This window comes from Sphingomonas elodea ATCC 31461 (assembly GCF_000226955.1).
Lineage (GTDB): Bacteria > Pseudomonadota > Alphaproteobacteria > Sphingomonadales > Sphingomonadaceae > Sphingomonas > Sphingomonas elodea.
Window position 1 is genome coordinate 1 of record NZ_AGFU01000057.1, and the last position, 25,383, is coordinate 25,383.

Sequence of the window (25,383 nt, forward strand, 5' to 3'; positions counted from 1 at the left end):
AACATCATGGCAGCCCTGCCAAGCGTCATCGGAAATACAATCGGCAATCTCGTCGCCGACCGCGTCGGAAGTCTGGCTAGGCGCGCGCAAGACCCGCTAGCAGGAACGGGAGTGTGCGTTCTCGCCGCAGGCGGCCCACCAACGGCAATGGCCCTGCAAAGCGAAATCGCGGTAGTATCGGGTGGGAAGCCGCCCGAAAGCGTTGATGAAGCGCGTCAGATGCAGGATGCGGCTATCAAGAAAGTGTATGCCTCGCATGCCAGCAGAGAGGCTAAAGCTGACGCGGAGAGGCAAGTTCGTGCTGCATTTTCCGGTTATCTTGATGAGGGATACTATATAAAGCCCGCAGATCAGGTCCGCACTGATATCATCCAGGGAACTGGTGAATTCATCGGAGGGCTCGCAACCGGCTTATTCGACGTGGGTGCGGACCTTGCGCGGGGCCTCTACCATACCGTCACTACGAACCCGGTTACGACGCTTCGCGACCTGGAATTTGGAATTGCGGGCGCCGTTGACGGTGCACTCGAAGCCGAAAACACTCCCGCGCGGCTCCAGATTAGTGCGGCTGTCGACGAGCTTTCAAAGGCATCCGCCTACGATTATGGGCATGGCATATCTACAATCGTCGGCAACGTAGCCCTGTTGCTCGCACCCGAAGCGGTAGTTGCCAAATTCTCGAGCGTCGCGCGTTTGGGAAGCGGTGCGGATGCCGCGATAGCCGCAGAGAGTGTATCTGCGCGGCATATTGCTTGGAGTTCAGACCTTGGTGCAATCACTGATACCGTCGCTGCGCTAGGCCAACGTGCGTTGCGAAACTCGGGTGGAAACTGGTCACAATCTGAGGCGCTCTTTGATCGTTATCTCGCACTTGCGGATGCTCGATTAGCCCGTGCCGGGAGCGGATATGCGGTTGAACTGCAACCTGCTGCAATTGCAGGAGGTGAGCGCGTACCTAGCTTCATCTGGATGCATCGTGGCGATGCGACATCTCCGTTGATTATGGGAGCCGATGGAGCACCCCGCCTCTTCGCGTATCCTGGGTCGCGCCGCCTCGATGCAGGAATTATCGATATGAACGCAGCGCCAAACCAGTATGGCCTCAGGCCAGTTGTAAGCGGTTATGACATCACGCTAAATGCAGCAAAGCCACCCATCGGCGGATACTATCGTGAGCATTTTGGAAACATTCCTATAAATGATATTCGATTGAGATCAGGAAATTAGTATGGGGACTGCAAAAAAAATCGGCGATGTCATCGCATCTGACTTTCTTCAGCCAACAATCGAAAGACTTAGCCAACAGCTAATGAGAAATATTAGCCTGAGATTGAAAGTCGTTCTCGATGGCGACGCCACAGAATGTCGAATTTTTTCTTCAGAGAAGGCTGAGCTCGAATACCTTGAAGGTGAGGTCCGCGTGTTGGCTTCGGATACAGCGATCGCCGGTCGATACAAATACCATCTGCAATGCATTTTCTCAGAGCAAAGCGACCTCGAAGGTTTTTCTGGGATAAGGTTAAATGGAGCGGTGGTCATAGAAGGAAATTCTGGAAATAATTACTATTCTGGCTTCATGTACACCTACAACGAATGGGATTGGGGGGCGAAAATCAGGAGCTTATAGCCGCAGAGAGTGCACGTTACGGTAACAGTTTACTAAATACGCGCAATTCATAGCACTTCTACAATGACCCGCCTTCCACGCTTGGTGCTTCCCGGCTACCCGTACCACGTCCCCCAGCGCGGTAATCGGCGGCAGCAGACTTTGCTTCGAGGGAGAGAACTATGCGTTATACCGCGATCTGCTCGCCGAAGCGGCGAGGCGGGTGGGTTCGTCGATCTGGCGATCTGGCGATCTGGCGCTATTGCCTGATGCCGAACCACGTCGACATGGTGATGGTGCCGGCGGACAAGGAGGAACCGCGCCACACCTTCGCGGACGCTCACCGCCGCTATACCGGCTACATCAATGCGTGCCATCGCTGGACCGGGCATCGGTGGCAGGGGCGTTTCGGCGCGGTGGTGATGAATGAAGCGCATCTCGGCCACGCGATGCGCCAGGTCGAGCCTCTGACGAGTGCCGTCGCCCTGCTCGACCCAGAGGCCGGCGTTCTGGGTGTCGACTGCGACGACGGTGGCGACCCGGCCGTTCAGGCGGTGCGCGCGGTAGATGTTGCGGATGGCTGGAGCGTGTCTGCCGCTTCCGGCTTGCCCTTGCAGTACGCCCGGCTATGACATGACCGCACAAGACCTCTTCCGGCGGGGCGGTGGAGGACCGAGGGGGCAGGCATGGAAGGCGATCGCGCGCTAAATCTGCTGGACGACATGTTGTGGACCTGCGTGATCGTCGCCGGACCGCTGCTGGCGGCGACGCTGGTGATCGGGGTGCTGATCAGCGTGTTCCAGGTTGCGACGCAGATGCAGGAAATGACGCTCAGCTATGTGCCCAAGCTGCTGATCGCGGCGTTGCTGCTGATCACGATCGGCCCGTGGATGATGACCCGCGTGACCGATTTCGCCCGCGGCCTGTATCTGATGATCCCGACCCTCGCCGGATAGCCCGTGGAAGCGTTGACCGACCAGGCGGTCGCGATACTGCTGCTGAGCCTGCGGATCGTGCCGATGCTAGGCTTTTCGCAGCCGTTCACGCTGCTGCGCATCCCTGCGCTGGTTCGGCTGATCCTAGCAATCAGCCTGTCGGCATGGCTGGTGCACGGCGATCCGGAAGCGACATGGCGGGCGCCGTTCTGGCAGGCCGGGTTGCCCATGGTCGCCGCCGGCGAGCTGTTCCTGGGGATTTCGCTGGCGCTGGCGCTGCAGATTGCCTTCGCGGCACTGCTGACCGCCGGGCGGACGCTGGACATTCAGGCCGGGTTCGGCCTGGCAGTACTGGTCGATCCCACCACGCGCGCGCAGATGCCGCTGGCGGGCACGCTGTTCGCCTATGCCGGCGCAGCGATCTTCTTCGCGATCGACGGGCCGCAGAGCCTGCTCGCCGTTTGGGCCGCCTCGGTGGAGAAGGTGCCGCTGGGCAGCGCGAGCATGGGCGGGGATCCGGCGGTGCTGATGGACTATATGGCCTCGGTCTTCGTGATGGCGTTTGGCCTGGCGGGCATCGTGCTGCTTACCTTGTTCCTGCTGGACCTGATCGTGGCATTTCTATCCCGCACCCTGCCGCAGATGAACGTGCTGGTGCTGGGGTTTCAGGTGAAGTCGATTGCGACGGCCATCGCCCTGCCGTTCGCGCTTTCCTCGTCCGCGGCGCTGTTCGCGCAGGTGATGCGCGGGGCGCTCGACGCGATGTCGCGGCTCGTCTGAGATGGCGGAACAAGAACAGAATCGCAGCGAGGCGCCGACCCCGTTCAAGCTGCGCAAGGCGCGCGAAAAGGGAATGGTCGCGCGGAGTGCCGAGCTTGGGTTTCTGGGCGGGCTGGTGGCGCTGGCAGGTTTCGGGGCGGCTGCAGGGGACGCGACGCTGGCGAAGCTGCGCGAGTTGATGCGCCAGAGCTTCGCCGTCGGCATCGACCGGGCAAGCGAATCAGAGCAGCTGGGGGCACTGGTCCAGGACCTCGGTCGGGCGACGCTGGCGCCGCTTGCACTGCTGGGCGGGACGATCGTGGCGGTGGTGATCTTCCTGGAGATCCTGCAGCTTCGCGGCGTGATCTTCACCGCCCAGCCGCTGAAGCCGGATTTCAACCGGCTCAATCCGGCCCAGGGGTTGAAGCGCATCTTCTCGCTACGAATGCTGAAGGAAACGCTCAAGACGGTGCTCAAATCCGCCTGTTACGGGATCGCCGCATGGCTGGTGATCCAGGACTCGCTGGCACGGTTCGGACACGCGGCCGCGAACGGCGAGCAACTGGCCGGGGCTATGGCCGGCGCGGCTTTCCGGTTGATCTTCGTGTTCCTCTTGATAGCCGTAGCCTTTGTGATCCTCGACCAGGTGCTCGTGCGAAGCGAATTCCTGAAGCAGATGCGGATGAGCCGCCGCGAGGTGACGCGCGAGAACAAGGACCAGCAGGGCGACCCCAGGATCAAGCAGAAGCGCAAGCAACTGCACGCGGAGTTCGTGGCGCAGAGCAAGGGGCTGGAGGCACTGCCAGGTTCTGACCTCCTGGTGGTCAACCCCGAGCATTTCGCGGTGGCGCTCCGCTACGACCCCAAGACGATGCTGGCACCGGAAGTCTCCGCCAAAGGACGGAATCGCTTCGCCCTGGCGCTCAAGAATGAAGCCTTCCGGCTTGGCATCCCCGTTCTGGAGCGACCGCCGCTTGCACGCGCGCTCTTTCGCGGGTGCAAGACCGGCAGCCCGGTCCCTTCCACCGCCTACGAAGACGTAGCGGCGCTCTACATCGCGCTCCGTCGACGTTCCTCTGCTTCGAGAACCGCCTGATGCTGCCCAATATCCTTCGCAATCAGAAAGACCTGGTGCTGATCGCCGCGACGATTGCGATCCTCGTCATCCTGTTCGTGCCGATCCCCCCGGCGCTACTCGACCTTGCGATCATCGCGAATTTTGGGCTCGGGCTGACGATCTTGCTGCTCACCTTCTATGTCGGAAAGCCAGTGGAATTTTCCACCTTCCCGTCGCTGCTCCTGGTCGCCACGCTCTACCGACTGTCGCTGAACGTCGCGGCGACTAGGCTCATCCTCACTGGCGGTAACGCTGGCGACGTGATTGGTTCGATTGGCGCGTTTGCTGTGCAGGGCAATTTCGTAATCGGGCTCGTCGTCTTCTCGATCCTGATCGTGGTTCAATATGTCGTCGTGACATCCGGCGCCCAGCGTGTTTCCGAGGTCGCGGCACGGTTCACCCTCGACTCGATGCCAGGCCAGCAGATGAGCATCGATGCCGATCTCAACATGGGGCTGATCGACCAAAAGGAAGCGGTGCGGCGGCGCGAGGAACTGGAGAAGGAAGCCAGCTTCTATGGTGCGATGGACGGTGCTTCCAAATTCGTGAAGGGCGATGCGATCGCAGGCATCATCATCCTGCTGATCAACATCATCGCGGGCTGGATTGTGGGCGTCAGCCAGATGGGAATGGAATGGTCCGAGGCGCTGGCGCATTTTACGCTGCTCACCATCGGCGACGGCATTGCCACGCAGCTGCCGGCCCTGATCATCTCGATCGCGACCGGTATCATCGTAACCCGGTCCGCGGCAGACCGGCAGCTTTCCACCGAGCTCTTCCGCCAGCTTGCTTCAGAGCCGCGTATCCCACTGATCGTTGCCGCGGTCCTGCTCGCTCTGATGCTGATGCCCGGCATGCCCAAATGGCCGATCCTGCTGATTGGCACCATCGCGGGCATCGCCTGGTATCGCAACCGCAGGCGCAGCGACGCGGCCTCTGGCGAGGACGCAATAGAAGAGACCGGTACGAGGACCAACCAAGTGCCGGCGGTTGAAATTCGCCTCGGGGATGAACTCGGCAAGCGCTGGGAGAAGGAAGGCAGCCTAATTCTCGACCGCATTGCGTCGCTTCGAAGCGCGCAGGAACAAGAGCTGGGGATTGGATTTCCCGCCGTGAAGCTCGTCGACGGCAAAGGTCTTGGCGCACTCGAATATGAGATCCGGCTGTTCGGCGCACGCTACGGAGCCGCCGAGATCCGACCGGACGCGTTGCTGGCAATCGCAAGCAACGGCACAAGCGCCAGGCTTGATGGGGAGGAGGCCGTCGATCCTGCCTTTGGATTGCCAGCCTTCTGGATTGGGGTAGACCAGTCGGCCACCGCCCGCGAGCGCGGCTATACCATTGTTGACCCAGTCACATTGCTTATCACACACTTCAACGAGATCATGCGGAGCGAAACCGCTACCCTGATGACGCGCGCGACCGTGGCCAGCTTGCTGAACGAGGTACGCGAACGGCAGTCAGGTCTCGTCGAGGATCTTATCCCGAATACGCTCAACCTATCGGACGTTCAACGCGTTCTCCAGAACCTCCTTGGCGAAGGTGTCTCGATTGCCAATCTCGATCTGATCGTCGAGCACCTCGTTGATCTGGCCCGGACCCACAAAGACCCAACGGAACTCACCGAACTGGTTCGGCAGCGCATGAGCTACGCAATATGCCACCAGCTGCGAGGTGCGCACAATGACCTTGCAGTCCTAAGCCTGGACCCGCGGCTCGAGAACCAAATCGCCGCCAGCATCGCCGCAACCGGTGGTCAGGGCGCGATCGTCGTCGAGCCACGCCTGGCCGAACAGATACTCCGCCGACTGTCGCCGCTGAGCGATGCGATGTTCCGTCAAGGCCGCGCGCCAGTCTTGCTATGCGGCGGCGAGATCCGCCGTCATCTGAAGAATCTCACTCGCCGAAGCATTCCCAAGTTGTCGATCCTCTCGGTCAGCGAGATACCGACGCGGGTGAGCCTGACCTCGTTTGACGTTGTGCGTTTGGAAACCTAACCGCTCCTTCTATCGCACCCCCAACCGAACCAGCGTTTGGGCCAGCGTCTTCCCATTCTCATCGACCGGCGTGCTGAGCGCCGTCTCGAATATGCGGGTGGCGACGTCTGGTTTTCCGTCGCCGATCGCGAACAGCATCGCGGCAAATGCGGCAGAGAAGCTTCCTGGGTCTAGACGGCGCGCAATGTCGGCGCGTCGCCTAGCGGCGTCGGTCTTACCCTCCAGCAAGTCGAGTACCGCAAGGGAGCCTTGCGCGTCGCCAAAGCGGTCGTCGAGCGCCGCCGCCTTTTCGAAACGGGCACGCGCCGCAGTACGATCGCCGGCCAACAAGTGCGCCCAGCCGGCCGCGACCCACGACCCGAGATGAGTACCGAACAGCTCTGCGCCCCGATCGATGTCCGCCGCCGCCGCCGACTTGTCGTCGCCTAGCAGTCGAGTGAGACCCCGACCGATCAACGCGCGGGGTGCACTCGGTGCCCGTACCAATGCCGCATCGAAAAGTTCTGCGGCGGCCATAGGATCGTCTGCTTCCAGTGCCAGCGTCCCGCGCGTCGTCAGCGCGTCGGGGTGCTGCGCGCCCCTTTCCGCTGTGCGCCGCGCGAGTTCTATATCCTCGACGTCTATCGCGAGTGTCGAGATCGCGGCGTTGAGCCCGTGATGTACCGGGTGAAGCTTGAGTAAAGCCCCTGCGCGCTCGATTGACTGCTCGAGCTGGCCGAGTTGATGGCGCAATTGAACTTCCAGCTCCGCCGCCTGCGGCAACGCCGCACTCGTCGCCTCATCGAGTGCGCCAAGCGCAATCTCGAAATGCTTCGTCATCGCAAGGGACCAAGCAAGATTATACCGGATCGGCGGGGCATCATGACCTCCGTCGAGCATCTCGCGATACAGTGCGGCGGCTCGGGCCCAGTCCAGCTGGCGCATGGCAATTAGCCCGGCCAGATGCTGGCTTTGCGGCGAAAGCGGTTGAACCCGCGCCTGCCGATCGAGAAGCGCCTGTGCGGCATCGAACTGCGCTTCGGCGAACGCCGCCTCGGCTGCATCGGCCAGCAAGTTCAAATTTTCGGGATCCTGTTCCAACAGGCTGATCAAATAGCTATAAGGGGCGGCTGCCATATCGGCCTCGTCCTTCATCCTCGGACATTCCTTAACAAGTCGATGGCTCGGCTCAGCAGTTCGCGACCTTCGGGCGTCTCGCCGATGATACGGCTGACCTCGTCAGCGATCCGGATCATCGCAGCATCATTCGCGACCTCGTCGCCAAAGTGTTCCGTGATCAATCCGCGAACGACGGCGCGCCTCAACTCGTCTTCGTCAAGTGAGTCGAGCGCCGCCAGCGCGCGGACACGGTCCAAAGGTCGGTTGCTCGTCGCACCCGCTCGGGATGCCGTCGCCTTGGCAGCCGTTCGCGGAGCATGGCTTGCCCGTTCTAGCTGCTCGCGTAAGAGCAGTAGCACCTGATCAACGTTACCGATCCGCGACATGCTCAATGTTTGGTCCCACTGGCAAACTGGTCCAGCAGGAACGATGTGGCCGATGTCTCCTCGGTCTCTGCAACCAAGGACGCCTGCCCGGTTCCCTTTGCAATCCGATGGCATTCGTCGACGATCAGTTGGATGTCGTGATTAAGCGGCGGATTTTCCGTATTCGCAGCGATCCCGCGCGTTAGGGCCGCAATGGCGTCATCGAACGCGTCGCGGATCAGATGGCGCAGGCCTGTCACGAACAGCGCAAGATAGTGGTCGGCAGGCAGCCGATCTAGCGGTTCCCATGTCGCCAGCGCCCGCGCAGGCTCACCAGACGTCAACTCGAAAAACCCAAGCTGAAAGCGCGCTAGCGCGAATTCCGGTTCCAGCCCTACTGCTCGGCTGAGTGCCGCGTGCGCTTCGATCGCGCGGCCAGCACCGATAAGCAGCGAGCCTCGCAGGAAGTGAAGTCGTGCGTCATCAGGATAGGCGGCGATAAGGCGTTCAACCAGCCCAAAATGGTCGATGCCGTCACGCTGGATAGATGCCAGCAGCTCGTTCATTTCCTCATCCTTGCACAACGCCATGTACAATCTCTCCATCACCCGTGCCCGACTCTAGCACGAAGTTTCGCCAGCGCCGCCGCGTGCAGTTGCGATACCCGCCCCTTCGATATTTCGAGCATCTGCGCTATGTAGGTAAAGCTTACGCCGTGCTCATAATGCTGGCGAATGATCGCTTCTTCCCGCTCGGGCAACCGACTCACCTCCTGCGCAAGCCGATGCTGCAGGCTCCGCCAAGCCAAGCTTTCATAGGCATTCGGGCGGCGATCCGCGCCATCATCAGGCTCGATCAATCCGGTGCCTTCAAGAAGGAGGCCGATTGCCAGGTCCGCCGCCAGATTAGCGAGCGTTGCGAGCGCGTCTTGGCCTTGATCGTCCGCAATCGAGCGCAAGCGCTCCCGTTCGACTCTGCTGCGATAATGATGTTGGGCGTCAAGCTCGTTCATGCGGGCTGCGCCATCGACGACGTTTCCAAGAATCCGGCGACGAGCATAGGCGCCGAAGGGCACGCCGCGCAGTGGGTCGTACCTATCGATCGCCACCAGCAATCCCTCATAGGCGAACTGCTCAATATCCTCCAAGGTGACGCCGTTACGCGGGCGGCTCCGCAGGATACGCAAGGCGGTCGCCCGAGCCAGGCCGCGGTATCGAGTGAAGAGTAATTCCCGGCAACGCACCTCGCGCTCATAGCGTAAGCGACGCCAAAGTGACGCTTCTACACGCGGCGGCACCAGCAGCAACTTCAATCCGTGGGATGAGCCACCTCGCCGCGCCTTCATCGGAAACTGCCCAGCACGCCCTGTACGACCAGGCCCCAGCCATCGATGAGAACAAACATCAAGATCTTGATTGGCAGGGAAATCGTGGCGGGCGGTACCATCATCATGCCAAGTGACAATAAGATCGACGAAACAACCAGATCGATAAGCAGAAAGGGTAGCAGGATGACGAATCCAATTGTAAACGACACACGCAGTTCGTTCAGGATGAACGCGGGTGTTAGCTTGAGCAGGTCAACCTGCTCGGCGGTCTGTGGCACCGGTTCCTTGGCAATCGCGTAAATCGACTCAATGTCACTGTCGCGTGTCTGGGCTAGCATGAACTGTCGCAAAGGTGCACTGCCACGGTCAACCGCCTGTTCGACCGAAACGTCGCCTGCCAACAATGGCTTGAGGGCCTCGCGATTCACGACACTCAGCGTTGGTGCCATGGTGAATGCGGTCAGGAACAGGGCGAGGCTGATTAAAACCGGATTGGGTGGCGTTTCCGGCATACCGAACGCGTGTCGAACCATCGTCAGGACCACAATTGTCCGTAAGAAGCTAGTCATGCTCAGAAAGATTGCGGGCGCCACGCTCAGGAGGGTGAGCAGCACCATCGTTCGCACGAGGTCGGTGCTGATGATTGCTTGTCCAGGCGCAGCCATCGCCGGTGACGGCAGCAGCAATGCTGCTGTCACAACGCAACGGGACATTGTGGTTGATAACCTTATCAAGCCGCCGTCTCCCCCACTGGGGCGGTCGCCAAGCATTGCCGCTCTCGCAGCACAACCTGATGCTCGTGCGAACTCAGCACCAGATATTCTCGCTCGTCGCAACGGATAAGGCAGATGTCGGCGTGTTGGCTGGCACGGCGAACCTCAAGAACCTCGATACGTCGCTGCGCAGTCGATCCTCCGGCCCAGGTCCACATACGCTTGACGTCAAAACGACCGCCCGTGCGCTTTAGCGCCAACGCTGCCACAGAGGCGAGCATCAAGCATAGGAGCAAGGAGAGCACGATGCGGGTCAGCGACAAGTTCAGCGCCGCACCTCCTCCCAGCTTATGTCCCTGGGCAATCGCTGCAGGTGCGACGGTAACGCCCGCTATCAGGCAGGCCGAGAGTGTAATCAGGCGGGCCACTTGCTGATCTCAGTAAGGCGCACACCGAACTTCTCGTCTACCGCGACGAGTTCGCCGCGCGCCACCACGATGCCGTTCAGGCGTAACTCCACGGCCTGGTTCAGGCCCTCCTCGAGAGGTACGACGGCATTCGCCGTAAGGCCGGTCAGATCGGCTACGGTCATAGATGCCGACCCAAGAAAGGCCTCAATTCTAACTGTGACGCTTTCAATCAGCTTACTGCTGATTCGCGGCGTCTCAGCCTCGGCTAACGTGGAATTTGTTATCGATACATCAGTCACAGGACACTCACTTGCTTGGCGGCTCAACGATCTTCAAGGCGATGCCTTGCTGAGCCTGAACGACGGTGCACGTCCCCTTGCTCAGCTTCGCGCCTCCGACTGCTATGGGACGGGGATCGAGAAGCAAGCTATCGAGAACGAGCACGTCGTCGATCGACAGACCTGAAATGTCCGCGAGGCTGAGATCGCACCCGCCTAAAGCAGCCGACACGGCTATTGGCGTCCGCGCTAGCGCTCGCGTGCCGTCACCCAGAGGCCCCCGCAAGGCTGCTGGCGGTAGGGTGGCGCGAGCAAAGTCAGCAAAGCAGTTCGTCTCCAGCGTGATTGTGATTGTTAGCGCACGCGCCGCTAGCCCAATCTCGATCCGATAGTTTCTGCCGTCCATCGCGGTGGAGGACTGCCGCCATTCGGGCTTGTCCAACCTCAAAAGGCTCGACAACTGCTGCTTGAGGTCCTCCAAACACTCCGAGCCGAGTACCTCGAACAACTTTAAGTCGTCGATTGTGCGGGCAGCTGCGGTCGTCGAAACGTTGAGGACGAGCGCACCGAGCGCTGACATACCCTCCGATGGAAGAGCGATTTCCACGCTTTCACACTGAAAGCGAAACATCTTACGCAGCTCGGATCTGGGTGCATCGGCGCGCGCCAGTCGACCAACAACGCAAGCGGGAGCGCCGGCGAGCCACTTGCGCGCCCAGCCTTCGATCCGGGCTTCGAAGGCGCGTTGAGCCGCTGCCGGAGGAGCGGCGTTTGCGGGCAACCAGGGCGCCCAAGCTGATGTCATCCTTGACCCCGAATCCCGAAGAGCTGCTGGATCATGTCGTTGGATACGCTGACGATCTGTGACGATGCCTGGAAGCCCCGCTGGATAAGGATCAGATCGCCGAATTGCTTGGAGAGATCGACGTTGGAAGCCTCGAGCCTTTTCGACTTCACCTGGCCGACGCGCGGGTCACCACTACTAAGCAACGCGAGTTGATCCGTGCGAGTATAGGTGAAAATGCCCGCATCCTGCTCCTTGAGGCCTTGGGGGTTACGAAAATCTGCAAGGGCCACAGCCCCCAGATCGGCCTTCTGTTCGTTTGAATAGGCTAACTCGAGGTGCCCGGCGCTGTTGACGCTCACGGTTGTCAGCGTACCGACTCCATGCCCGTCGATCGATGCCGCACGGAGTGTCGAAACTGCACCCGCAGAAAAGGATTGAACCGAGGAAAAATCGAAACTGACGGAGAATCCGTTTGCGCTGTCTTCGACATCGATCTTCGCGTTGCTAGGGTCAACGACGCTTCCAATGAACTTGAGAGACTTGGTCGCAACCGTGGCACCTTTTTCGTCCGTGACCGTCATCGTCCAATCTAGTGCACCTGCAGTGCTCCCAGATCCCGAACTCGTAACCTTCTCGAACTTGGCGGTCCACTTGTGCGATCCCCCGGCTTTGTCATAGACTGTCATGTCCTTGACCGTCACGGCGTCCGTGGCAGAGGAGGAGAGATTATCGCTAAACTTGATCGCCGTCGTCGCGATTGGCGCATTGGTGCGCGACTGATCGATGGAAAGGCTAACGGGGCGTCCGGAGGAGTCGAGCGTTGCGAGCCGGTACTTTGTACCGGACAGCACGACGAAGCCCTGCGGATCAACTTCAAAGCTACCTGTGCGTGTGTAGAGCTGCCTATCGCCGTCCAGCAGCACCAGGAAACCAGCCCCATCAATCGCCAGATCCAGATCATTGCTGGTCTGTCGCAACTGCCCCGCGGTGAAATCGAGGCGTGGGGCCGCAATGCCTACGCCGTTGCCAGCACCGGGCGAACCCGAAGAATGAGAAAGTCCACCCTCACTGCCACTGCCATAAAAGTTTTGAAAACTTACTGTAGAGGCGCGAAATCCAGATGTGTTCAGATTAGATACGTTGTTGCTTACCTGCTCAAGGCCTCGCGAATACGCGTTCAGGCCGCTAAGACCGATGTAGATAGATCCGAACACGGCTTAGTTTCCTTTCCTGATCTGCGTGACGCTTGAAATCGCGAGATTGCTGATAATACGATCATCGCTTGTCTTGATCGTAATCCGCGGAGTCCCGCCATCGAAGGTGACAGCGGTTACGGTGCCGGTGAGCGTAGTGCTGCCGGCTGGAACGTCGACTATCGTACCCAGCAGATCAGTCGCTTGGTTAGTTGCCTGGGCAGAGACGAGCGATTCTAGGCGGTCGTTCATCGTTTGCCCCTGCTGGACTTGAGAGAACTGAGCAAGTTGCGAGACAAACTGAAAATTGTCCATTGGCTTCAAAGGGTCTTGATAGGTCAGCTGGGTAAGTATGATCTTCAACAGGGAGTCGAAGCTCAGCCCAAAAGCGTTTGTAGCCGCGCTCGAGGAAGCAGCAGTCTGTCCGGTATCTGCTGCACTGATAGCCGTGGTCTGTGCAATCATTCCTTTGTCCTCGAATTCGTCATGGCGTAGATTTGGACATCGCTGGCGCGAAGCCCGTGGCGCGCGAGTAGTGCTTCGATGGCGTCGCGCATTTGCTCTCGGTCCGGTTCAAACATTCTACTGACTTGGACGATCACGCGAAGACCTTGCTCTATCTCGCTCACGGCTACCCGCACCGGCGCCCCACCTCCCGAAGGGAGACGCGCCTGACGACGATCCGGATGGCTAGGGACCTCTTCGGTCGGAGCCTCGACTGCTATCAACTCCATTTTGTTAAGAGGCGTCAGCGCGACGGGCCGTTGTCGCTCAACAATCAGTGGTTGGTCAGACCTTATCGCTTCTGGCGAAGGCAGTTCTACAACGCGGGCATGCGACCCACTAGCGATCAAGCCTCTCACCGTTATTGGTGAACTCGCATCATCGGCACTTGTCGTGGGCACATGGTTGGATGGCGCAACCGCCGAGCGAGCTGTGACATTGTCGATCTCCGTCCCGCCCGCCCAGATTGCGTGCCCAAAGAAGCCGTTCTGGTTGAAGATTTGGGCCATAGGTGCGGCTATCACCGTGTCGGGTTCCCTGCCGTCTAGTGGGTCGTCATTTGATGGCTGGGCTGGTTGTTCGATCACGAAAGATAATGGCGACATCGCGTCGTTCTCGTCCCCGAGCAGACGAGCAAACATGTCTTGCGGCGTCAACGCAAGCTGAAGGTCTTCAGCTTGCTTGGTGTCAACCGGGGGAAAGGGACGCGCGGACAGAGGGGTAATCACGGGCGCCTCCAAAGGATTGTTGCCCGATCCGCCGAGGCAGCGGCCTGACGTTCGTCTCGATCTCGGCGCATAGCTCGCGCGCCGTTCTTAACTAGGCGCTCGGCGTGACTACAAAGAGCGTCGCAGCTTCGCCAAGCCCGTTCAAGCGCATGCGTCTCCGCACCGGCTTGTTTGTAGCGCTCAGCCAAATATCGCGCCTCGTCGCCGCAAGAAACCACCAATCCGGCAAGCGCGCGGGAATGGTCGGGTTGAAAATGGACGCCGGCCAAGTACAAGTCCCACGCGTGCTCGGCATCGTCCGCAGCCGAGCGTGCTTGCGCGGCATCAGTTTTAGCGGCAGTCTCGCGCCCACGTGCTTCCGTAAGTGCTCGAAATGCCGCACCTCGTTCGACACGCCTGAGGGCGGCGATTTCCTGCAATTGCCTTTGCCTGCTGCGGTCAGCCATTCGCCGCGATCCTGAGGGCGTTACGCAGGCCAGCGAGCGTGTTCGAAAAACTCGAGTTGTCATTCTGCGACTGGCGAAGAAAGTCCATCAAGCGCTCGCGCGTTTCGATTGCTTTATCAATCTCTGCGTTCGAGCCGGCTTTGTAGACGCCGCTCTCGATCATGATTCGGGCTTCTTCATAAACCCCCAATTGCGAAATGGCGCTACGCGCTACAGCCGCATGGCTGGAGTCCATGACCTTCGCAGCTTGACGACTGATCGAACGCGAAACATCGATCGCCGGGAAATGGCCTCGCTCCGCGAGCGTACGCGAGAGGAGAATATGCCCATCAAGCAATGACTTCATCACCTCGACGATCGGATCATCGAGATCATCGGTTTCACTCAAGACCGTCATTAGCGCGGTGATGGCACCACCCGCTTGAACCGCTCCGCAGCGCTCAACAAGCCGAGGTAGGGCGGCGAAGACATTCGGTGTATAGGCGCGCACTGTTGGTGGCTCTCCGGCCGCCAGCCCGATCTCACGCTGTGCCATAGCGAAGCGCGTGATGGAATCGATGATTAGAAGGACATGCTCGCCGCGGTCACGCCAGTATTCGGCGAGACTAAGAGCAAGGCGCGGTGCCCGAGCCCGTACTGCCGCCGTCTCGTCGGATGTCGCGGCGACAAGGGTGAACCGCGTAGCATCGGCGCGCGCCGACAGCACGCGCCACAGGCTCTCCACCTCTCGCCCACGTTCCCCAACGAGGCACAGCACACAGCGATCAGAAGCGATCTGTCGGGCGAACTGCTCGATCAGACTAGTCTTTCCGACGCCCGCGGCAGCGAAGACGCCGACGCGTTGCCCTTCCGTTAGCGTCAATAGCCCATCGATTGCACGCAATCCGGTCGTGAGCCGGCGGCCGGTGGCCACTCGCTCAAGCGGCCCCGGCATCGAGCCTGCGAGCGGCGCAAATGCATCCCTCGATACGGGGCCCTTGCCATCTATCGCCCGACCGAGGCCGTCTATTGCCCGCCCGGCGAATCCGTCACCCACCGCTGCAGCGCTACCGCCCTTTACCGGGTGGACGCGCATGCCTGGGCGTAGCTGGCGGCCCTGTTCCAGTGGCACGAGGGTCAGGCTCCCATCCTCCACGCCGGCCACTTCGGCCATCAAGACGCCGTCGTCGCATGCAATTTCACACAGGTCCCCCAGCGCGCAGTTTGGACCGGTGGCTTCGACATGGCCATGCCGTACCATGCGGACAACGCCGACCGGTCGAACCAGTTCGGCATCGTGCAACTGCTGCAGGAAGGGGTGAACGGTCACTGCGCCATCGCCTCGAATAGCGAGGAAAGCGTCTGCCATTGGTCGCGCACATCGACCTCGACTTGCCCGAGACGACATTCGATGCGGCTCGCGCCAGCCCGAAGGTCTGCATCGACGATCAGTTTCGTGCGGACGATCCCCAACCTCTCTGACATTGCTGCAAGAACCTCGGGATCGGGGAAGTCCCGTGCACTCACCCGAATATGCACGACGGCGGCGTCGCCGAGCGTGCGGAGTTGACGGGCGACTGCGGCTTCGGCCGGACCGCTCCACTCTTCAAAGGAATCGAACAGCTTGGCGAGGGCGCCGCGTACCAGCGCCGGTGCCAATTCATCAAGTATCTTCAGACGCGCCGCGAAGGCGGTTGACGCAGCCTCGATCCCGTCGCGAAGGGCCGCTAGCCGCGCCTCTTCCTGTGCCTGCGCCGCGGCCAACCCTTGTGCACGGCCTTCCTGACGCGCGGCATCGATCCTTCGAGTCGCTTCAGCTGCATCCTGCCTGCGAGCTGCTTCCAGGCACTCCAGTTCCGCGGCCAAGCGCGCGAGCTCCAGTTCGCGTGGATCCTCCGCGGCCGGAGCAAAACCAGGCAATGTTTCCGGTACGGAAGCGGCAACGAACCGTCGCACGGTCTGCCCCGAGCCCGCTTTGAGCAGCGGGCTCATGGGCGCCTCCCCCAGGAACGCAGTAATCCGCTCATGGTCTGGCTTAGCGCGCTACCACGTTCTGTTACTGGCATCTTTAGGCTGGCTGTCGGACGCAGGAAATTGGCCAGCGCCTTACGCCCCGCTTCCGTCAGAGTCGTATCTGCCGTCGCGATACGCTCGGCGATATCCGGAGAGTAAGGCGAGGCGGGCGCTTGCGCCAAATCGGCACCACGGCGCAGCCTCGCCCGAACCCGCTGGCGCTCGACATGCTCCAGCCGGGCAAGAATCGCCTCCCGGTCGGCACGCGCCATGGCTTGAAGTTGGCCGATAAGACGATCGAGGCCATCTTCAGGCAGCAACATCGTCCGCCTCTCCCGCCAAGTGCATCTGGCGCCGAAGTCGATCGGCAAAGGCTTGCTGCGCCTTCGAGTCCAATGTCGTCTGCGCGCTGCGGAAACGCCAAACTAGGACGCATCCCAAAGCTATGGCCGCAATCAGCCATGTCCAGATCGGCGGCCATGCAAAACCAGCGGTTTCTTTGCCGGCGGGCGCCGCATTCGGTGCCATCGGCGCGGCCGAGAGCGTCGGCTGATGCTGCACCGCTGATGCCGGAACCGGCGCGTCGACCGGTCCAGTCTCGAAAGCAACGCTGTCGCCTACCTGTTCGCTTAGCCCTGTCGCATTAGCGATGGCTTCGCGCACAATTTGTTGGTCCTCTCCGCCCAGCTGGGCCAACGTGACGACCACTACTCGCATACGAAAATTCCGCTGGGGGCCTTCGCCACTGGGAGCCCAATCCGCTGCTGTGGAACCGGTGCTACCATCCGCCGTGCCTGCTGCCGGGTTGCTTGGTAGCAGCAGCACGCGAAGCGTGAACCGCAGACCGGGAATTCGCCGCTCGATGGCGCCGCGGGCCCGGGCTCGATAATAGTCCTCCAGCGCAGCACGTTCCGCAATGTCTGCGGGCCGATCCCGGCCCTGCAACCCCGTGGGAGACCCTGCGGCAACGGCCGCGCTGATAACATGCCCGGCAGCATCGAGGACCACGACTCGCGCTTCGGGAAGATCCGGAACTGCAGCTGCGACCAGTTGCTGGATGCCCTGGACCCGGGCGGGATCAGCAGCCTCGCCCGGCTTAGTCGTGATCGTCACTGCCGCGCGCGGTTCGACCCGGTCGCCACGGAAGAGCGACTTTTCCGGTAGCGAAAGATGGACCCGGGCATTCTCGACCCCGTCGATCGCCATGATCGTTCGTACCAACTCCCCTTGCAGCGCGCGCTGATAGTTGATCTTCTGGGCGAAGTTGGTGAGCCCCATGTCCGACTTGTTGAATAGCTCGAAGCCAACTTGGCCGCGCGCCGCCACCTCGGATCCGGCAATCGCCACGCGCGTCGTATCGGCTTGGCCCTCGGGCACGAGGATGGTCGTGCCGCCATCGCGCAGCCGGTAGTTAATGTTATGCTTGTCGAGCTCGCCAACCAACGCGGCTACGTCCGCAGTTCGTAGGCCCTGCGCCAGTACCACATAGTCGGTGCGAAGGAAGAGGAAATAGCCGATGCCCAGCAGCAGAAAGAAAAGCACGACGGCACCGCCCAACACGATGCGCTGGACAGGCGGTCGGCGGATATCGGGGCGAGAAGACTCCATTGCGCGTTAATCGCTCACAGGGACATGTTCATAATTTCGCGATAACCTTCCAGCATTCGCGCGCGGACTTGCATCGCAAGCTCGACAGCGAGACGTGCCTGTTCAAGGGCAATCGTGACCTGATGCACTGGCACGCTGCCATCGATTGCGAACTGTTGAACCAGTTGATCGGCAGTTGCGATCTTCGCATCCACGTTCTGCAGCCCACGCAAAAGAATTTCCCCGAACCCTGGTGCGTGATACGGGGCAATGGGGGCTCCGGCCGCATCTCCGAGGCGAAGGGTGACTGGCGCGTCGCTAATTGCGCCCAGCGCCGCAATGCCGTCTGCGCCCGTCATGCCTGCTTCCCAAATTCAGCCGCGCGGGTGTACATCTGCTGTGCGATGCTCATCGCAGTGAGGTTGGCCTCGTAGGCCCGAGAGGTACGGATCAGTAGCGTCATTTCCGACGCATGATCGATGCCTGGATATGTGACGAAACCATCCGCATCGGCATGCGGATGGCCCGGCTCGTACACTCGCCGCGTGGTCGCGCCGGTCATCGGCTCGATGCCGAGCACTTCCACCCCTGCAGGCTGGCCACGCTCTCCTTTGGCGAGCTGCGCGAAATCGACCTGTGGGCCAGAAACCAGCCGCAGTGGCCGGTATGGGGCGCCGGCGGCGGTCCGGGTTGTGTTCATGTTCGCCAAATTCTGGGCAATAATCTGTAGGCGCTGCCATTCGACATCAAGGCCGGTCCGGCTGATCGCAATAGCATCCATGTCAGCGCCCTCCCGATGCGATGCTACGAGCGATTTCCATCTGCCGGCCTAGGATCGACAATAATGCGCCGTAGCGCATGGCTGTTTGGGATGCGGTGGCGATTTCGAGATCAAGCCGCATTTCCGTTGCTATGCGCGGTGGCGTTGCCAATTCAATTTGCGGTCGCACGCTCGCGACCGCCTCGGCTCCTTCCGCTGCCGCGCGCCTCAGACTTTCTTCGAACGTTACGCGAATTGGCCTGTAACCGGGCGAATTCACATTCGCGATGTTCTGCGCCGTTGCCTCGTACCGGGCGGTAAGCCCATCGAGTGCTCGTGCGATCAGCGCTGTAGAAAGACTGCCCATATCAATGTGCTCTACATTCACTCGACGACAATTTCTGCGTGCAGCGCGCCCGCAGTACGGATGGCTTGAAGAATGCTGATCAGCCGCCGCGTATCGACTTTCGCGCGCGACAGCGCCTGAACCAGATCCGCAACCGAGGTGTTCGGAAAGCGGAACGAGCGATCGGCCGAGCCCTGATCCACCTCCAGCTTGGTATTGGTAACAATGAGGCTGCGCGCATCGCTGGCGAAACCGGCAAGGAAAGTCGGCTGCGAGGCGTAATTCTCGGCAGTAACCGTCACCTTTATGTCGCCCTGGGCTATTACCACGCTGGAAATCATCACATCACCGCCGGCAACCACCGTTCCGGTCCGTTCGTTAATTACGATGCGTGGCGAAACGTCCGGGGTAACGGTGACATTCTCAAGACGTGCGATGAACCCCGTCAAATCGCTCGTATTGCCCGAGAAACGAATGCGAACTTCATCAGCGTTGCGCGCGACAGCTATACCATTACCGAATTGGTCGTTGATCCGCTCTGCAATACGATGCGACGTCGAGAAACTCGGCCGCGACAGTAGAAAGGAAAGTTCGTTACCGCTCTTGAGCAGCGCCGATTCGACTGCAGCCTCGATAGTAGCACCGCCTTGGAGTAGTGCCGTCGTTGGGTAATTGCGTTGCTGCTGGTTCAACTCGCTATCGAACCGGTAGCCGCCGACAAGCAGTTGCCCTTGTGCCAGCGCATATGCGTGCTGATCGGGACCGAGCAACGGCGTCATGATCAGCGTACCCCCTGCCAAGCTTCGAGCATCGCCAATCGAGGACACGGTGACGTCGATCCGGTCACCGATGTTTGCGGAAGGCGGCAAGACAGCGGTAACCATCACCACGGCGACGTTTCGACTGCTTATGTCCGAATCGTTCACGCTGGTTCCGAGCCGGCTAAGCACATTGCGCAGGGCTTGGCGCGTCACGATACTACGGCGGGTATCTCCCGAACCAGCGAGACCGGTAACGAGTCCATAGCCTACAAGTGCGTTTTCGCGCCACCCGTCGAACCGCCCAAGTCCTTTCAACGGCACCGATTGCGCGACGGCCGGCAACGGCAGCGAGAAGACAACTGCCAATGGTGCAAGTAGCCGAACGATGCAACGCATCAGCCGAGCCCCAAGATCGAGAACAGGCGGTTTAGCAATCCGGGCTTCGCGCTTCGCGAAACGAAACCCTTGCCGTCATAGTTGATTTCGGCATCCGCAATCCGTCCGGAAAGTACGCTATTATCGCTGCGAATGTCCTCGCGTCGAATTCGACCACGCACCGCGATCAGCGACTTCTCGCCATTCACATGAAGTTGCTGCTCGCCAACAATACGGTAGTCGCCATTGGGCAGTACATCGGTTATCGTGACGCTCAACTGCGCCACTAGCCTTTCGCTTCGACGTGCTTCACCGCGACCGCTGTACCCGCCGCCAAAAGAAGCCTGTCCCGCCTCATTGACACTGCCTGCCCGCCCGGACGCGGCCAAATCCGTAGACTTGCGCGTCGCGTTCTGCGTGGTGTTTGAAGCCTCCGCTGCCTGCTGGACGATGACGGTTAGCGTATCGCCTATTGCGCTGGCGCGGCGATCGGCCGCCATCGCAGTCCAGTTGCCACCTTTGTACAGGTCCTGCGCGCTGGCCGGCACGGCGACGACCGTGGCCGCCGCGGCGGCAAGGCACCGGAGCTTCATCGCGCGCTCCGTTCCGAAGCGAGGTCGAGCGGGGCAGCGAAGATTTCGCCACTTCCGCTCCGAACGAACAATCGTCCCCCAGAACGCGCGGGCTGAACGGCGACGACCGGGCGTTCCACCGTCACAGGGCCCGCGCTCGAACGCAAGGTTAGCGCCGCGCCTTTGCCGATGGCGGCATCGGGCAAACCGGCTAGCCGACCCAAATAGGTTCCGGCAGCGACAGGCTTGTTGGCTAAAACAAGCCCCCCTCCGCCATAGCGTAGGCGCGCCGCGCGCGACGCCTGACATGGCGTCTCCGCTACATCCGCACGCGTGACGACCGCCCCATCGGACATTGCAGCCTTAGCGACGAAGCAATGCATCTGAGTCCGGGGAGCAGGTGGAGAAATGACATCGATGCGCACGGAAGCGGAGCCCATAGCGACTGGTCCGAGACCAGGCACGCGCCGCCGAACCAAGTCCGCGACCGTTTTCGCAGAGAGCTGCAGCGTCGACCGCCCGGCCGGGAGTCGTGCAACGACCAGGCGAGCGACTTGTTCGGGAAGCCCTGTGCTTCCCCGATCAATCAAATCTCCAACACGCAGCACGCCATCCCGCACCGCGACATGTCGAGTGGCAGCACCAGAATCGGAGCTGGCAACGTTTGCCGCCAGAAGGGCAACTGCTACATTGGCGCTACCGATCCACATTGACAGGACCCTACCGCCGCAATCCGTTTGCAATGCCCATGAGCTGATCGGCCGCCTGCACGATCTGAGCGTTCGCCGCATAAGCGCGCTGGACTAACATCAGCCGCACCATCTCGTCCGTCAGCGCGACGTTCGACTGCTCCAGCGCACCCTGCACGAACGTTCCGGCGCCGTCTTCGCCTGCGACGGCTTCGGTGGTCAGGCTCGCATCCTCCATCCGGTAAATGCCGCCATCGAGGCGCGCCACCTTGGACGGATCGGCAATTTTCACGAGCTGGATCTGGCCGAGCTCTACCGCATCCGCGGTGTCCGGAACGGTCGCGCGGACAACGCCGTCGTGGCCGATGGATAGGCCGGTAGCATCGGCGGGAACGGTAATCGCCGCCTTGAGCGCGATCCCGCTGCTCGTCGCCAGCTGTCCATCCTCATTAACGCGCAAGGTACCGCCGCGCCACAGCAGGGACTGTCCCGCAGGACCCATAAGTTCAATGAAGCCGGCCCCGTCGATCGCGAGATCAAGCCGCTTCCCCGTGCGTTCGATCTGCCCCGGCTCGTTCAGCATGAACTGGCTGTCGAGCATCACGCCTGCGGTGTCGAAGGTCGTATCGGCGCGCAGCGCATCGGCCGGCAACACGTCGGCCGCCCTGCTCGCCACCACATCCGCGAAGCGAACCTGCACGCGTTTGAAGGCGGGCGTATTCACATTGGCGATATTGTTGGCGATACCGTCCAGCGCGCGCTGCTGCGCCTGCAGTGCGACCGCGCCGACATAGAATGCGTCGCTCATCGCGTTTGCCCCAAGCTGGACATGACCCGACCGATCAGGTCGTCATAGGTCTGCATCAGCTTCGCGCCGCTCTCGGATTGGCGCAGCGCCGTCATCATCGAGACCATCTCGTCCCCCAGCTCGACGTTCGAGCTTTCCACCATGCCCTGCCGGATAACCGGATCGGCGATCGGCTCCATCCGGGCGGCGCCGGCCGAAAAGCAGGATTCCCCCACCGGCGACAATGCGTTCGCGTCGGACGCGGAGAACAGCTCGATGCGCGCAATGGGGCGCCCATCGTCGAGAACGGTGCCATCCTGTGTGATCGTAGCGCCCGCCCGGTCGAGAACCAGGTCGCCACCGCCCTGCTGCTGCAACACATAACCCTGAGGGGTCACCAACCGACCCTCGGCAGATAGGCTGAACTGCCCTTGCCGCGAGTACAGAATGCGATCGCCAGCGCGGAGCTGGAAAAAGCCCGCCCCGCTGATTGCCAGATCGAACGGATTGCGAGTCTCGCTCAACTTTCCTTGCGCGAAGTTGCGATGGATGCCAATCGCTAGGGCAGGATCGCGCTCGCCCGAGGACTGCAAAAGATCGGCAAACCCGATCTGCCGCTTGAATCCCGGCGTCGAAATATTGGCGACATTGTGCGCAGCGATTTCAAGGCGCTTCTCGGACGCACCAAGAATAGCCGTCGCTGCTTCGACCAGCCCCGACATACTTCCCCCTCAACTAGCCCGAAAAGAGCAGGAGGAGCCGGTCTTCGTCAAGCCCTCTTTGCAACAAGTTGAAATATTTGGCGCCACCCCGCATGTTTTGATCCGCAAGGCGTTGAAAACCTGCGGCCACAGTTCGTTTCGGTGTCGACATGATATTGCCGGGCGTTTGCGGTGTAGGCGGGCCGCACCCGATAAGGCGCTTGAGAACGGGGCCGCGTCGGCGTGATTGCGCATGATGCGACTCGAGTCACTCCCGATTTCGCCTGCCTACTCGATGACACGGGCCCTGGTCGCGTCCGCGCTGGAGCGCGTGCTGCTTCATGCGCGACCACAGGCATCCGCGCAGCGATCACAGACCCGCTGGGCCCCAAACCAATTGAGTATGCCGTTCTCGGAACCCGAGCCTTATTACGCGGTGCGCGATTCCGGGGGCCACGAACCGTGCAGTCTTGCCAAGGCCGTATCATATCCAAGGGCAGCCTTCGCGGTAATTCGGTATTGTGTCCCCGGAATTCACCTTGTGTCCCCGGAATTCACCCGGCGCCACCTATCTCGCTAAAAAACGATGTGCAGACAATGACTTACCCCGCAGGGGGAGCCACTGCTTTTATCTTGCTATTCGCTGATCACGATACTGGAGCCCCCGAGTTTGGTCCGCACAGCTTCGGTCCGATCCGGTGAAACTTTCCACAGCCACAGATTATCCGTCAGGGCAAGAAGTTCGCTGTCCTGATCCGTTGCTATGAACGTCCTCAAGCTACGGCCATCGAGTAGTCCGTTCGCCAGATGGCCCGCACCAATCACGTTATAAGGAAAGATATCGCGAACGCGCTTGCGCCGTTCCTCAGGCTGATAGCAGGCATACCACTTTTCACCTCGACGGCGATCTTCCTCACTTTGTCGGTCCGATGCACCCCCAACCAAATATATGCCCGGCATGGAAAAAGCGTCGCGCTCAAAGCCGAACCCATAGTCCCATTGCCAAAATTCAGCGATTTCAGCGATGATCTCTTCGCACTCGCCACTCCCTATACGAAGGAAGCTTTCGTTGGCCGTCAGTGCGAGATATACTTCTTCGCCTTCCGGTCCGAAGGCAAAATCCATGCTCACAAAGCTGTCATAGCCGGGGGCGTCGCTGTCTGCCGGATTGGCAGCCAATCCAACACTGCGATAGCCCGCTGCACTTTGATTAAGTACACGCTTTTGAAACGCGCCCCCCACTTTCTTATAGCCACCGCGCCCAAAACCGTCATCAGCAGAAAAATAAGTGGGCTTTGCTCCCAATTTATTAAACACAGCTTCAATTAGTTCGTAACCCCGCATCATATCATCAGGCGTAGGCATGCGCTTCGTGTGACAGAAAAATCCGATTGCTGTGGTCTGCGTCATTTTTGATCCCTACTGTCCTCGGACCGGATAAACCACACGTGGTGGAAGAGGTGTATAGCCGTTAGCCCGTATCTGTGGGTCGAGGAATGTGTTTCGACTTCTCAGCAGATTGGGGTTGTCGGTTTTGGAAAACACCTCAACGCGATCTATCCTCCCATCAAAGTAGCGCGCCAAAACGTCAGGTCTGCGGTTCGGGCTTATCGTCTTAGGCGCAAGCTCCAAACCCGCGTTATATCCCCTATTGAGGTAGACGGCCTCGACCTCAGGGTTACGGGCGAGCAAAATGGCTTCGCGGTAACTCCTGAATGCATGTGCACCATCGTTGCCGGTCTGCTGTGCGGTCCCGAATATCTTGGCCCGAACCTCAGCGCGAGACAGTGACGCAAGCACTTCACTCTCTGCGGCGGTCCGCCCAAGTGCCCTTTCACCGATCCCGAAAACGGCTTTTTCGGCGGTTTTACCGAACGGGATAAGGCTGATTGCGAGTGTTCCACCTTCGACCCAGCGATTGACATGCTCGCCGGTGATGACATCGCGGCCGGAATAGATTTGAGCAGCGCTCTTGGCTGTGCCCACGATAGGGACGTTATCGTATACGAACGAACCGGCGCTGAGTAGCGGCGCCTTGATCAGATAATCCAGGGCCGTCGCTCGTTCGGTGGGCAGGATTTCATAGGTATATCCTGGGTGGCTGTCCTCATAAGCGTAGCGCTCGGCCTGGAGGTTGGTAGCCCAAGCAGTGAACCGGTCCCTGGTGGCGGTGTCCATCTGACGCTCGAAGTTCATCAGGATGCGATCTTCCGTGACCACGATATCGCCGGGTTCGCCCAACCCAGGCTGTATCGACGGTTGCGGAGCGGCGTCCGGCGCATTAGCCAGCAGCCGCCCCTCACTTTCGGCGATCCGGCGGGCGAGGAGGCTCGAACTGTCGCCGCCGGCTTGCCGCTCGATCAGCTTGAGGGTCGTCTTGTAATCGCTGCGGAACGACGCGAAGCGCTTCGGGTCGTCCAGGATCGTCGGATCGATCGCGCCTGCGAGCGCTTTTGCCCGCTCTGTCAAGCGCCCCGGCGCCGCCACGCGATCGGCGACGAGATTCCCGATTGTATTTCCGATGACGCTTGGCAGGGCTGCCATGATGTT

At 60.6% G+C, this 25,383-nt stretch carries 31 protein-coding genes; 7 read left to right on the forward strand and 24 right to left on the reverse strand.

Annotation, left to right across the window (positions count from 1 at the left end; genetic code table 11):
- From KK7_RS22985 to KK7_RS0115075, 7 genes are all read left to right on the forward strand, one after another.
- A partial coding sequence (locus KK7_RS22985) for a hypothetical protein (protein ID WP_237709230.1) occupies window positions 1–1,227 on the forward strand: 1,227 nt, incomplete at its 5' end.
- Window position 1,228: 1 nt separating this feature from the next.
- Window positions 1,229–1,627 (forward strand): hypothetical protein, encoded by a 399-nt coding sequence (locus KK7_RS22655; RefSeq protein WP_138983974.1) that lies wholly within the window; start codon window positions 1,229–1,231, stop codon window positions 1,625–1,627.
- 161 nt (window positions 1,628–1,788) lie between these two features.
- On the forward strand, window positions 1,789–2,238 hold the full coding sequence (locus KK7_RS22660) for a hypothetical protein (RefSeq protein WP_010545478.1): 450 nt from the start codon (window positions 1,789–1,791) through the stop codon (window positions 2,236–2,238).
- A gap of 54 nt (window positions 2,239–2,292) precedes the next feature.
- Window positions 2,293–2,562: a flagellar biosynthetic protein FliQ gene (locus tag KK7_RS0115060; protein WP_010545479.1), complete on the forward strand. Its 270-nt coding sequence runs from the start codon at window positions 2,293–2,295 to the stop codon at window positions 2,560–2,562.
- 3 nt (window positions 2,563–2,565) lie between these two features.
- A complete protein-coding gene (locus KK7_RS0115065) occupies window positions 2,566–3,321 on the forward strand; it encodes a flagellar biosynthetic protein FliR (protein ID WP_010545480.1) in 756 nt (251 codons plus the stop codon).
- Between the two features lies 1 nt (window position 3,322).
- Entirely contained in the window at window positions 3,323–4,396 is a 1,074-nt protein-coding gene (locus KK7_RS20855) for an EscU/YscU/HrcU family type III secretion system export apparatus switch protein (RefSeq protein ID WP_010545481.1), read from the forward strand.
- Window positions 4,396–6,414 (forward strand): flagellar biosynthesis protein FlhA, encoded by a 2,019-nt coding sequence (locus KK7_RS0115075; RefSeq protein WP_010545482.1) that lies wholly within the window; start codon window positions 4,396–4,398, stop codon window positions 6,412–6,414. Before KK7_RS20855 ends, KK7_RS0115075 begins: the two co-directional genes overlap by 1 nt.
- A gap of 9 nt (window positions 6,415–6,423) precedes the next feature.
- Here KK7_RS0115075 and KK7_RS21605 read toward each other — a convergent pair whose 3' ends face one another.
- The 24 genes from KK7_RS21605 to KK7_RS0115185 form a co-directional block, all read right to left on the reverse strand.
- Window positions 6,424–7,548: a tetratricopeptide repeat protein gene (locus KK7_RS21605; RefSeq protein ID WP_010545483.1), complete on the reverse strand. Its 1,125-nt coding sequence runs from the start codon at window positions 7,546–7,548 to the stop codon at window positions 6,424–6,426.
- Window positions 7,545–7,898: a hypothetical protein gene (locus KK7_RS22665; RefSeq protein WP_138983975.1), complete on the reverse strand. Its 354-nt coding sequence runs from the start codon at window positions 7,896–7,898 to the stop codon at window positions 7,545–7,547. The genes KK7_RS21605 and KK7_RS22665 overlap by 4 nt, the downstream gene beginning before the upstream one ends.
- Before the next feature lie 2 nt (window positions 7,899–7,900).
- Window positions 7,901–8,443: a hypothetical protein gene (locus tag KK7_RS20865; protein ID WP_138983976.1), complete on the reverse strand. Its 543-nt coding sequence runs from the start codon at window positions 8,441–8,443 to the stop codon at window positions 7,901–7,903.
- A gap of 38 nt (window positions 8,444–8,481) precedes the next feature.
- Window positions 8,482–9,189 carry a sigma-70 family RNA polymerase sigma factor gene (locus KK7_RS21985; RefSeq protein ID WP_158000016.1) on the reverse strand — a complete coding sequence of 236 codons (708 nt, stop codon included), beginning with the start codon at window positions 9,187–9,189 and terminating at the stop codon, window positions 8,482–8,484.
- A gap of 29 nt (window positions 9,190–9,218) precedes the next feature.
- Complete coding sequence (fliP, locus tag KK7_RS0115100) at window positions 9,219–9,902, reverse strand: flagellar type III secretion system pore protein FliP (protein WP_202798684.1); 684 nt, start codon at window positions 9,900–9,902, stop codon at window positions 9,219–9,221.
- Between the two features lie 32 nt (window positions 9,903–9,934).
- Window positions 9,935–10,345, reverse strand: coding sequence for a hypothetical protein (locus KK7_RS0115105; RefSeq protein ID WP_010545488.1), 411 nt, complete (start codon window positions 10,343–10,345; stop codon window positions 9,935–9,937).
- Window positions 10,333–10,626 (reverse strand): FliM/FliN family flagellar motor switch protein, encoded by a 294-nt coding sequence (locus KK7_RS23620; RefSeq protein ID WP_158000017.1) that lies wholly within the window; start codon window positions 10,624–10,626, stop codon window positions 10,333–10,335. Before KK7_RS23620 ends, KK7_RS0115105 begins: the two co-directional genes overlap by 13 nt.
- A gap of 7 nt (window positions 10,627–10,633) precedes the next feature.
- On the reverse strand, window positions 10,634–11,212 hold the full coding sequence (locus tag KK7_RS0115115; RefSeq protein ID WP_158000018.1) for a FliM/FliN family flagellar motor switch protein: 579 nt from the start codon (window positions 11,210–11,212) through the stop codon (window positions 10,634–10,636).
- Between the two features lie 194 nt (window positions 11,213–11,406).
- The gene (locus tag KK7_RS0115120) at window positions 11,407–12,606 is read right to left on the reverse strand and encodes a flagellar hook-basal body complex protein (protein ID WP_029623323.1); all 1,200 of its coding nucleotides are present in this window, start codon (window positions 12,604–12,606) and stop codon (window positions 11,407–11,409) included.
- Window positions 12,607–12,609: 3 nt separating this feature from the next.
- Window positions 12,610–13,050, reverse strand: a complete 441-nt coding sequence (locus KK7_RS0115125; RefSeq protein ID WP_010545492.1) for a flagellar hook capping FlgD N-terminal domain-containing protein — start codon at window positions 13,048–13,050, stop codon at window positions 12,610–12,612.
- Window positions 13,047–13,817 (reverse strand): hypothetical protein, encoded by a 771-nt coding sequence (locus KK7_RS22670; RefSeq protein ID WP_138983977.1) that lies wholly within the window; start codon window positions 13,815–13,817, stop codon window positions 13,047–13,049. Before KK7_RS22670 ends, KK7_RS0115125 begins: the two co-directional genes overlap by 4 nt.
- Before the next feature lie 438 nt (window positions 13,818–14,255).
- Entirely contained in the window at window positions 14,256–15,611 is a 1,356-nt protein-coding gene (locus KK7_RS0115135; protein WP_158000019.1) for a FliI/YscN family ATPase, read from the reverse strand.
- Window positions 15,569–16,234 (reverse strand): FliH/SctL family protein, encoded by a 666-nt coding sequence (locus tag KK7_RS20880; protein ID WP_010545494.1) that lies wholly within the window; start codon window positions 16,232–16,234, stop codon window positions 15,569–15,571. Before KK7_RS20880 ends, KK7_RS0115135 begins: the two co-directional genes overlap by 43 nt.
- On the reverse strand, window positions 16,231–16,578 hold the full coding sequence (locus KK7_RS22680) for a hypothetical protein (RefSeq protein ID WP_138983979.1): 348 nt from the start codon (window positions 16,576–16,578) through the stop codon (window positions 16,231–16,233). The genes KK7_RS20880 and KK7_RS22680 overlap by 4 nt, the downstream gene beginning before the upstream one ends.
- Window positions 16,565–17,863 carry a flagellar basal-body MS-ring/collar protein FliF gene (gene fliF, locus KK7_RS21610; RefSeq protein ID WP_010545495.1) on the reverse strand — a complete coding sequence of 433 codons (1,299 nt, stop codon included), beginning with the start codon at window positions 17,861–17,863 and terminating at the stop codon, window positions 16,565–16,567. The genes KK7_RS22680 and fliF overlap by 14 nt, the downstream gene beginning before the upstream one ends.
- Window positions 17,864–17,877: 14 nt before the next feature.
- The gene (gene fliE / locus KK7_RS21615; RefSeq protein WP_010545496.1) at window positions 17,878–18,201 is read right to left on the reverse strand and encodes a flagellar hook-basal body complex protein FliE; all 324 of its coding nucleotides are present in this window, start codon (window positions 18,199–18,201) and stop codon (window positions 17,878–17,880) included.
- Complete coding sequence (gene flgC / locus KK7_RS0115155) at window positions 18,198–18,623, reverse strand: flagellar basal body rod protein FlgC (protein WP_010545497.1); 426 nt, start codon at window positions 18,621–18,623, stop codon at window positions 18,198–18,200. The genes fliE and flgC overlap by 4 nt, the downstream gene beginning before the upstream one ends.
- A 1-nt stretch (window position 18,624) precedes the next feature.
- Window positions 18,625–18,969, reverse strand: coding sequence for a flagellar basal body rod protein FlgB (locus KK7_RS22685; protein ID WP_010545498.1), 345 nt, complete (start codon window positions 18,967–18,969; stop codon window positions 18,625–18,627).
- Window positions 18,970–18,986: 17 nt separating this feature from the next.
- Window positions 18,987–20,105, reverse strand: a complete 1,119-nt coding sequence (locus KK7_RS0115160; protein ID WP_029623326.1) for a flagellar basal body P-ring protein FlgI — start codon at window positions 20,103–20,105, stop codon at window positions 18,987–18,989.
- The gene (locus KK7_RS20895) at window positions 20,105–20,677 is read right to left on the reverse strand and encodes a flagellar basal body L-ring protein FlgH (protein WP_010545500.1); all 573 of its coding nucleotides are present in this window, start codon (window positions 20,675–20,677) and stop codon (window positions 20,105–20,107) included. The genes KK7_RS0115160 and KK7_RS20895 overlap by 1 nt, the downstream gene beginning before the upstream one ends.
- A 699-nt stretch (window positions 20,678–21,376) precedes the next feature.
- Window positions 21,377–22,153: a flagellar hook-basal body protein gene (locus KK7_RS0115170; RefSeq protein ID WP_010545501.1), complete on the reverse strand. Its 777-nt coding sequence runs from the start codon at window positions 22,151–22,153 to the stop codon at window positions 21,377–21,379.
- On the reverse strand, window positions 22,150–22,854 hold the full coding sequence (locus KK7_RS0115175) for a flagellar hook-basal body protein (protein ID WP_010545502.1): 705 nt from the start codon (window positions 22,852–22,854) through the stop codon (window positions 22,150–22,152). The genes KK7_RS0115170 and KK7_RS0115175 overlap by 4 nt, the downstream gene beginning before the upstream one ends.
- A 615-nt stretch (window positions 22,855–23,469) precedes the next feature.
- Window positions 23,470–24,243 carry a hypothetical protein gene (locus KK7_RS22690; protein ID WP_138983980.1) on the reverse strand — a complete coding sequence of 258 codons (774 nt, stop codon included), beginning with the start codon at window positions 24,241–24,243 and terminating at the stop codon, window positions 23,470–23,472.
- A gap of 9 nt (window positions 24,244–24,252) precedes the next feature.
- On the reverse strand, window positions 24,253–25,383 hold a 1,131-nt coding region (locus KK7_RS0115185), incomplete at its 5' end, for a pre-toxin TG domain-containing protein (RefSeq protein ID WP_010545503.1).

What these genes read in the sequence shown, in the direction of transcription:
- KK7_RS22655 (WP_138983974.1), top strand. Translation starts at nt 1,229, where the DNA reads ATGGGGACTGCAAAAAAAATCGGCGATGTCATCGCATCTGACTTTCTT.
- KK7_RS22660 (WP_010545478.1), top strand. Translation starts at nt 1,789, where the DNA reads ATGCGTTATACCGCGATCTGCTCGCCGAAGCGGCGAGGCGGGTGGGTT.
- KK7_RS0115060 (WP_010545479.1), top strand. Translation starts at nt 2,293, where the DNA reads ATGGAAGGCGATCGCGCGCTAAATCTGCTGGACGACATGTTGTGGACC.
- KK7_RS20855 (WP_010545481.1), top strand. Translation starts at nt 3,323, where the DNA reads ATGGCGGAACAAGAACAGAATCGCAGCGAGGCGCCGACCCCGTTCAAG.
- KK7_RS0115075 (WP_010545482.1), top strand. Translation starts at nt 4,396, where the DNA reads ATGCTGCCCAATATCCTTCGCAATCAGAAAGACCTGGTGCTGATCGCC.
- KK7_RS21605 (WP_010545483.1), bottom strand. Translation starts at nt 7,548, where the DNA reads ATGAAGGACGAGGCCGATATGGCAGCCGCCCCTTATAGCTATTTGATC.
- KK7_RS22665 (WP_138983975.1), bottom strand. Translation starts at nt 7,898, where the DNA reads ATGTCGCGGATCGGTAACGTTGATCAGGTGCTACTGCTCTTACGCGAG.
- KK7_RS20865 (WP_138983976.1), bottom strand. Translation starts at nt 8,443, where the DNA reads ATGAACGAGCTGCTGGCATCTATCCAGCGTGACGGCATCGACCATTTT.
- KK7_RS0115125 (WP_010545492.1), bottom strand. Translation starts at nt 13,050, where the DNA reads ATGATTGCACAGACCACGGCTATCAGTGCAGCAGATACCGGACAGACT.
- KK7_RS0115135 (WP_158000019.1), bottom strand. Translation starts at nt 15,611, where the DNA reads ATGGCAGACGCTTTCCTCGCTATTCGAGGCGATGGCGCAGTGACCGTT.
- KK7_RS20880 (WP_010545494.1), bottom strand. Translation starts at nt 16,234, where the DNA reads ATGAGCCCGCTGCTCAAAGCGGGCTCGGGGCAGACCGTGCGACGGTTC.
- KK7_RS22680 (WP_138983979.1), bottom strand. Translation starts at nt 16,578, where the DNA reads ATGTTGCTGCCTGAAGATGGCCTCGATCGTCTTATCGGCCAACTTCAA.
- fliF (WP_010545495.1), bottom strand. Translation starts at nt 17,863, where the DNA reads ATGGAGTCTTCTCGCCCCGATATCCGCCGACCGCCTGTCCAGCGCATC.
- fliE (WP_010545496.1), bottom strand. Translation starts at nt 18,201, where the DNA reads ATGACGGGCGCAGACGGCATTGCGGCGCTGGGCGCAATTAGCGACGCG.
- flgC (WP_010545497.1), bottom strand. Translation starts at nt 18,623, where the DNA reads ATGGATGCTATTGCGATCAGCCGGACCGGCCTTGATGTCGAATGGCAG.
- KK7_RS22685 (WP_010545498.1), bottom strand. Translation starts at nt 18,969, where the DNA reads ATGGGCAGTCTTTCTACAGCGCTGATCGCACGAGCACTCGATGGGCTT.
- KK7_RS0115160 (WP_029623326.1), bottom strand. Translation starts at nt 20,105, where the DNA reads ATGCGTTGCATCGTTCGGCTACTTGCACCATTGGCAGTTGTCTTCTCG.
- KK7_RS20895 (WP_010545500.1), bottom strand. Translation starts at nt 20,677, where the DNA reads ATGAAGCTCCGGTGCCTTGCCGCCGCGGCGGCCACGGTCGTCGCCGTG.
- KK7_RS0115170 (WP_010545501.1), bottom strand. Translation starts at nt 22,153, where the DNA reads ATGAGCGACGCATTCTATGTCGGCGCGGTCGCACTGCAGGCGCAGCAG.
- KK7_RS0115175 (WP_010545502.1), bottom strand. Translation starts at nt 22,854, where the DNA reads ATGTCGGGGCTGGTCGAAGCAGCGACGGCTATTCTTGGTGCGTCCGAG.
- KK7_RS22690 (WP_138983980.1), bottom strand. Translation starts at nt 24,243, where the DNA reads ATGACGCAGACCACAGCAATCGGATTTTTCTGTCACACGAAGCGCATG.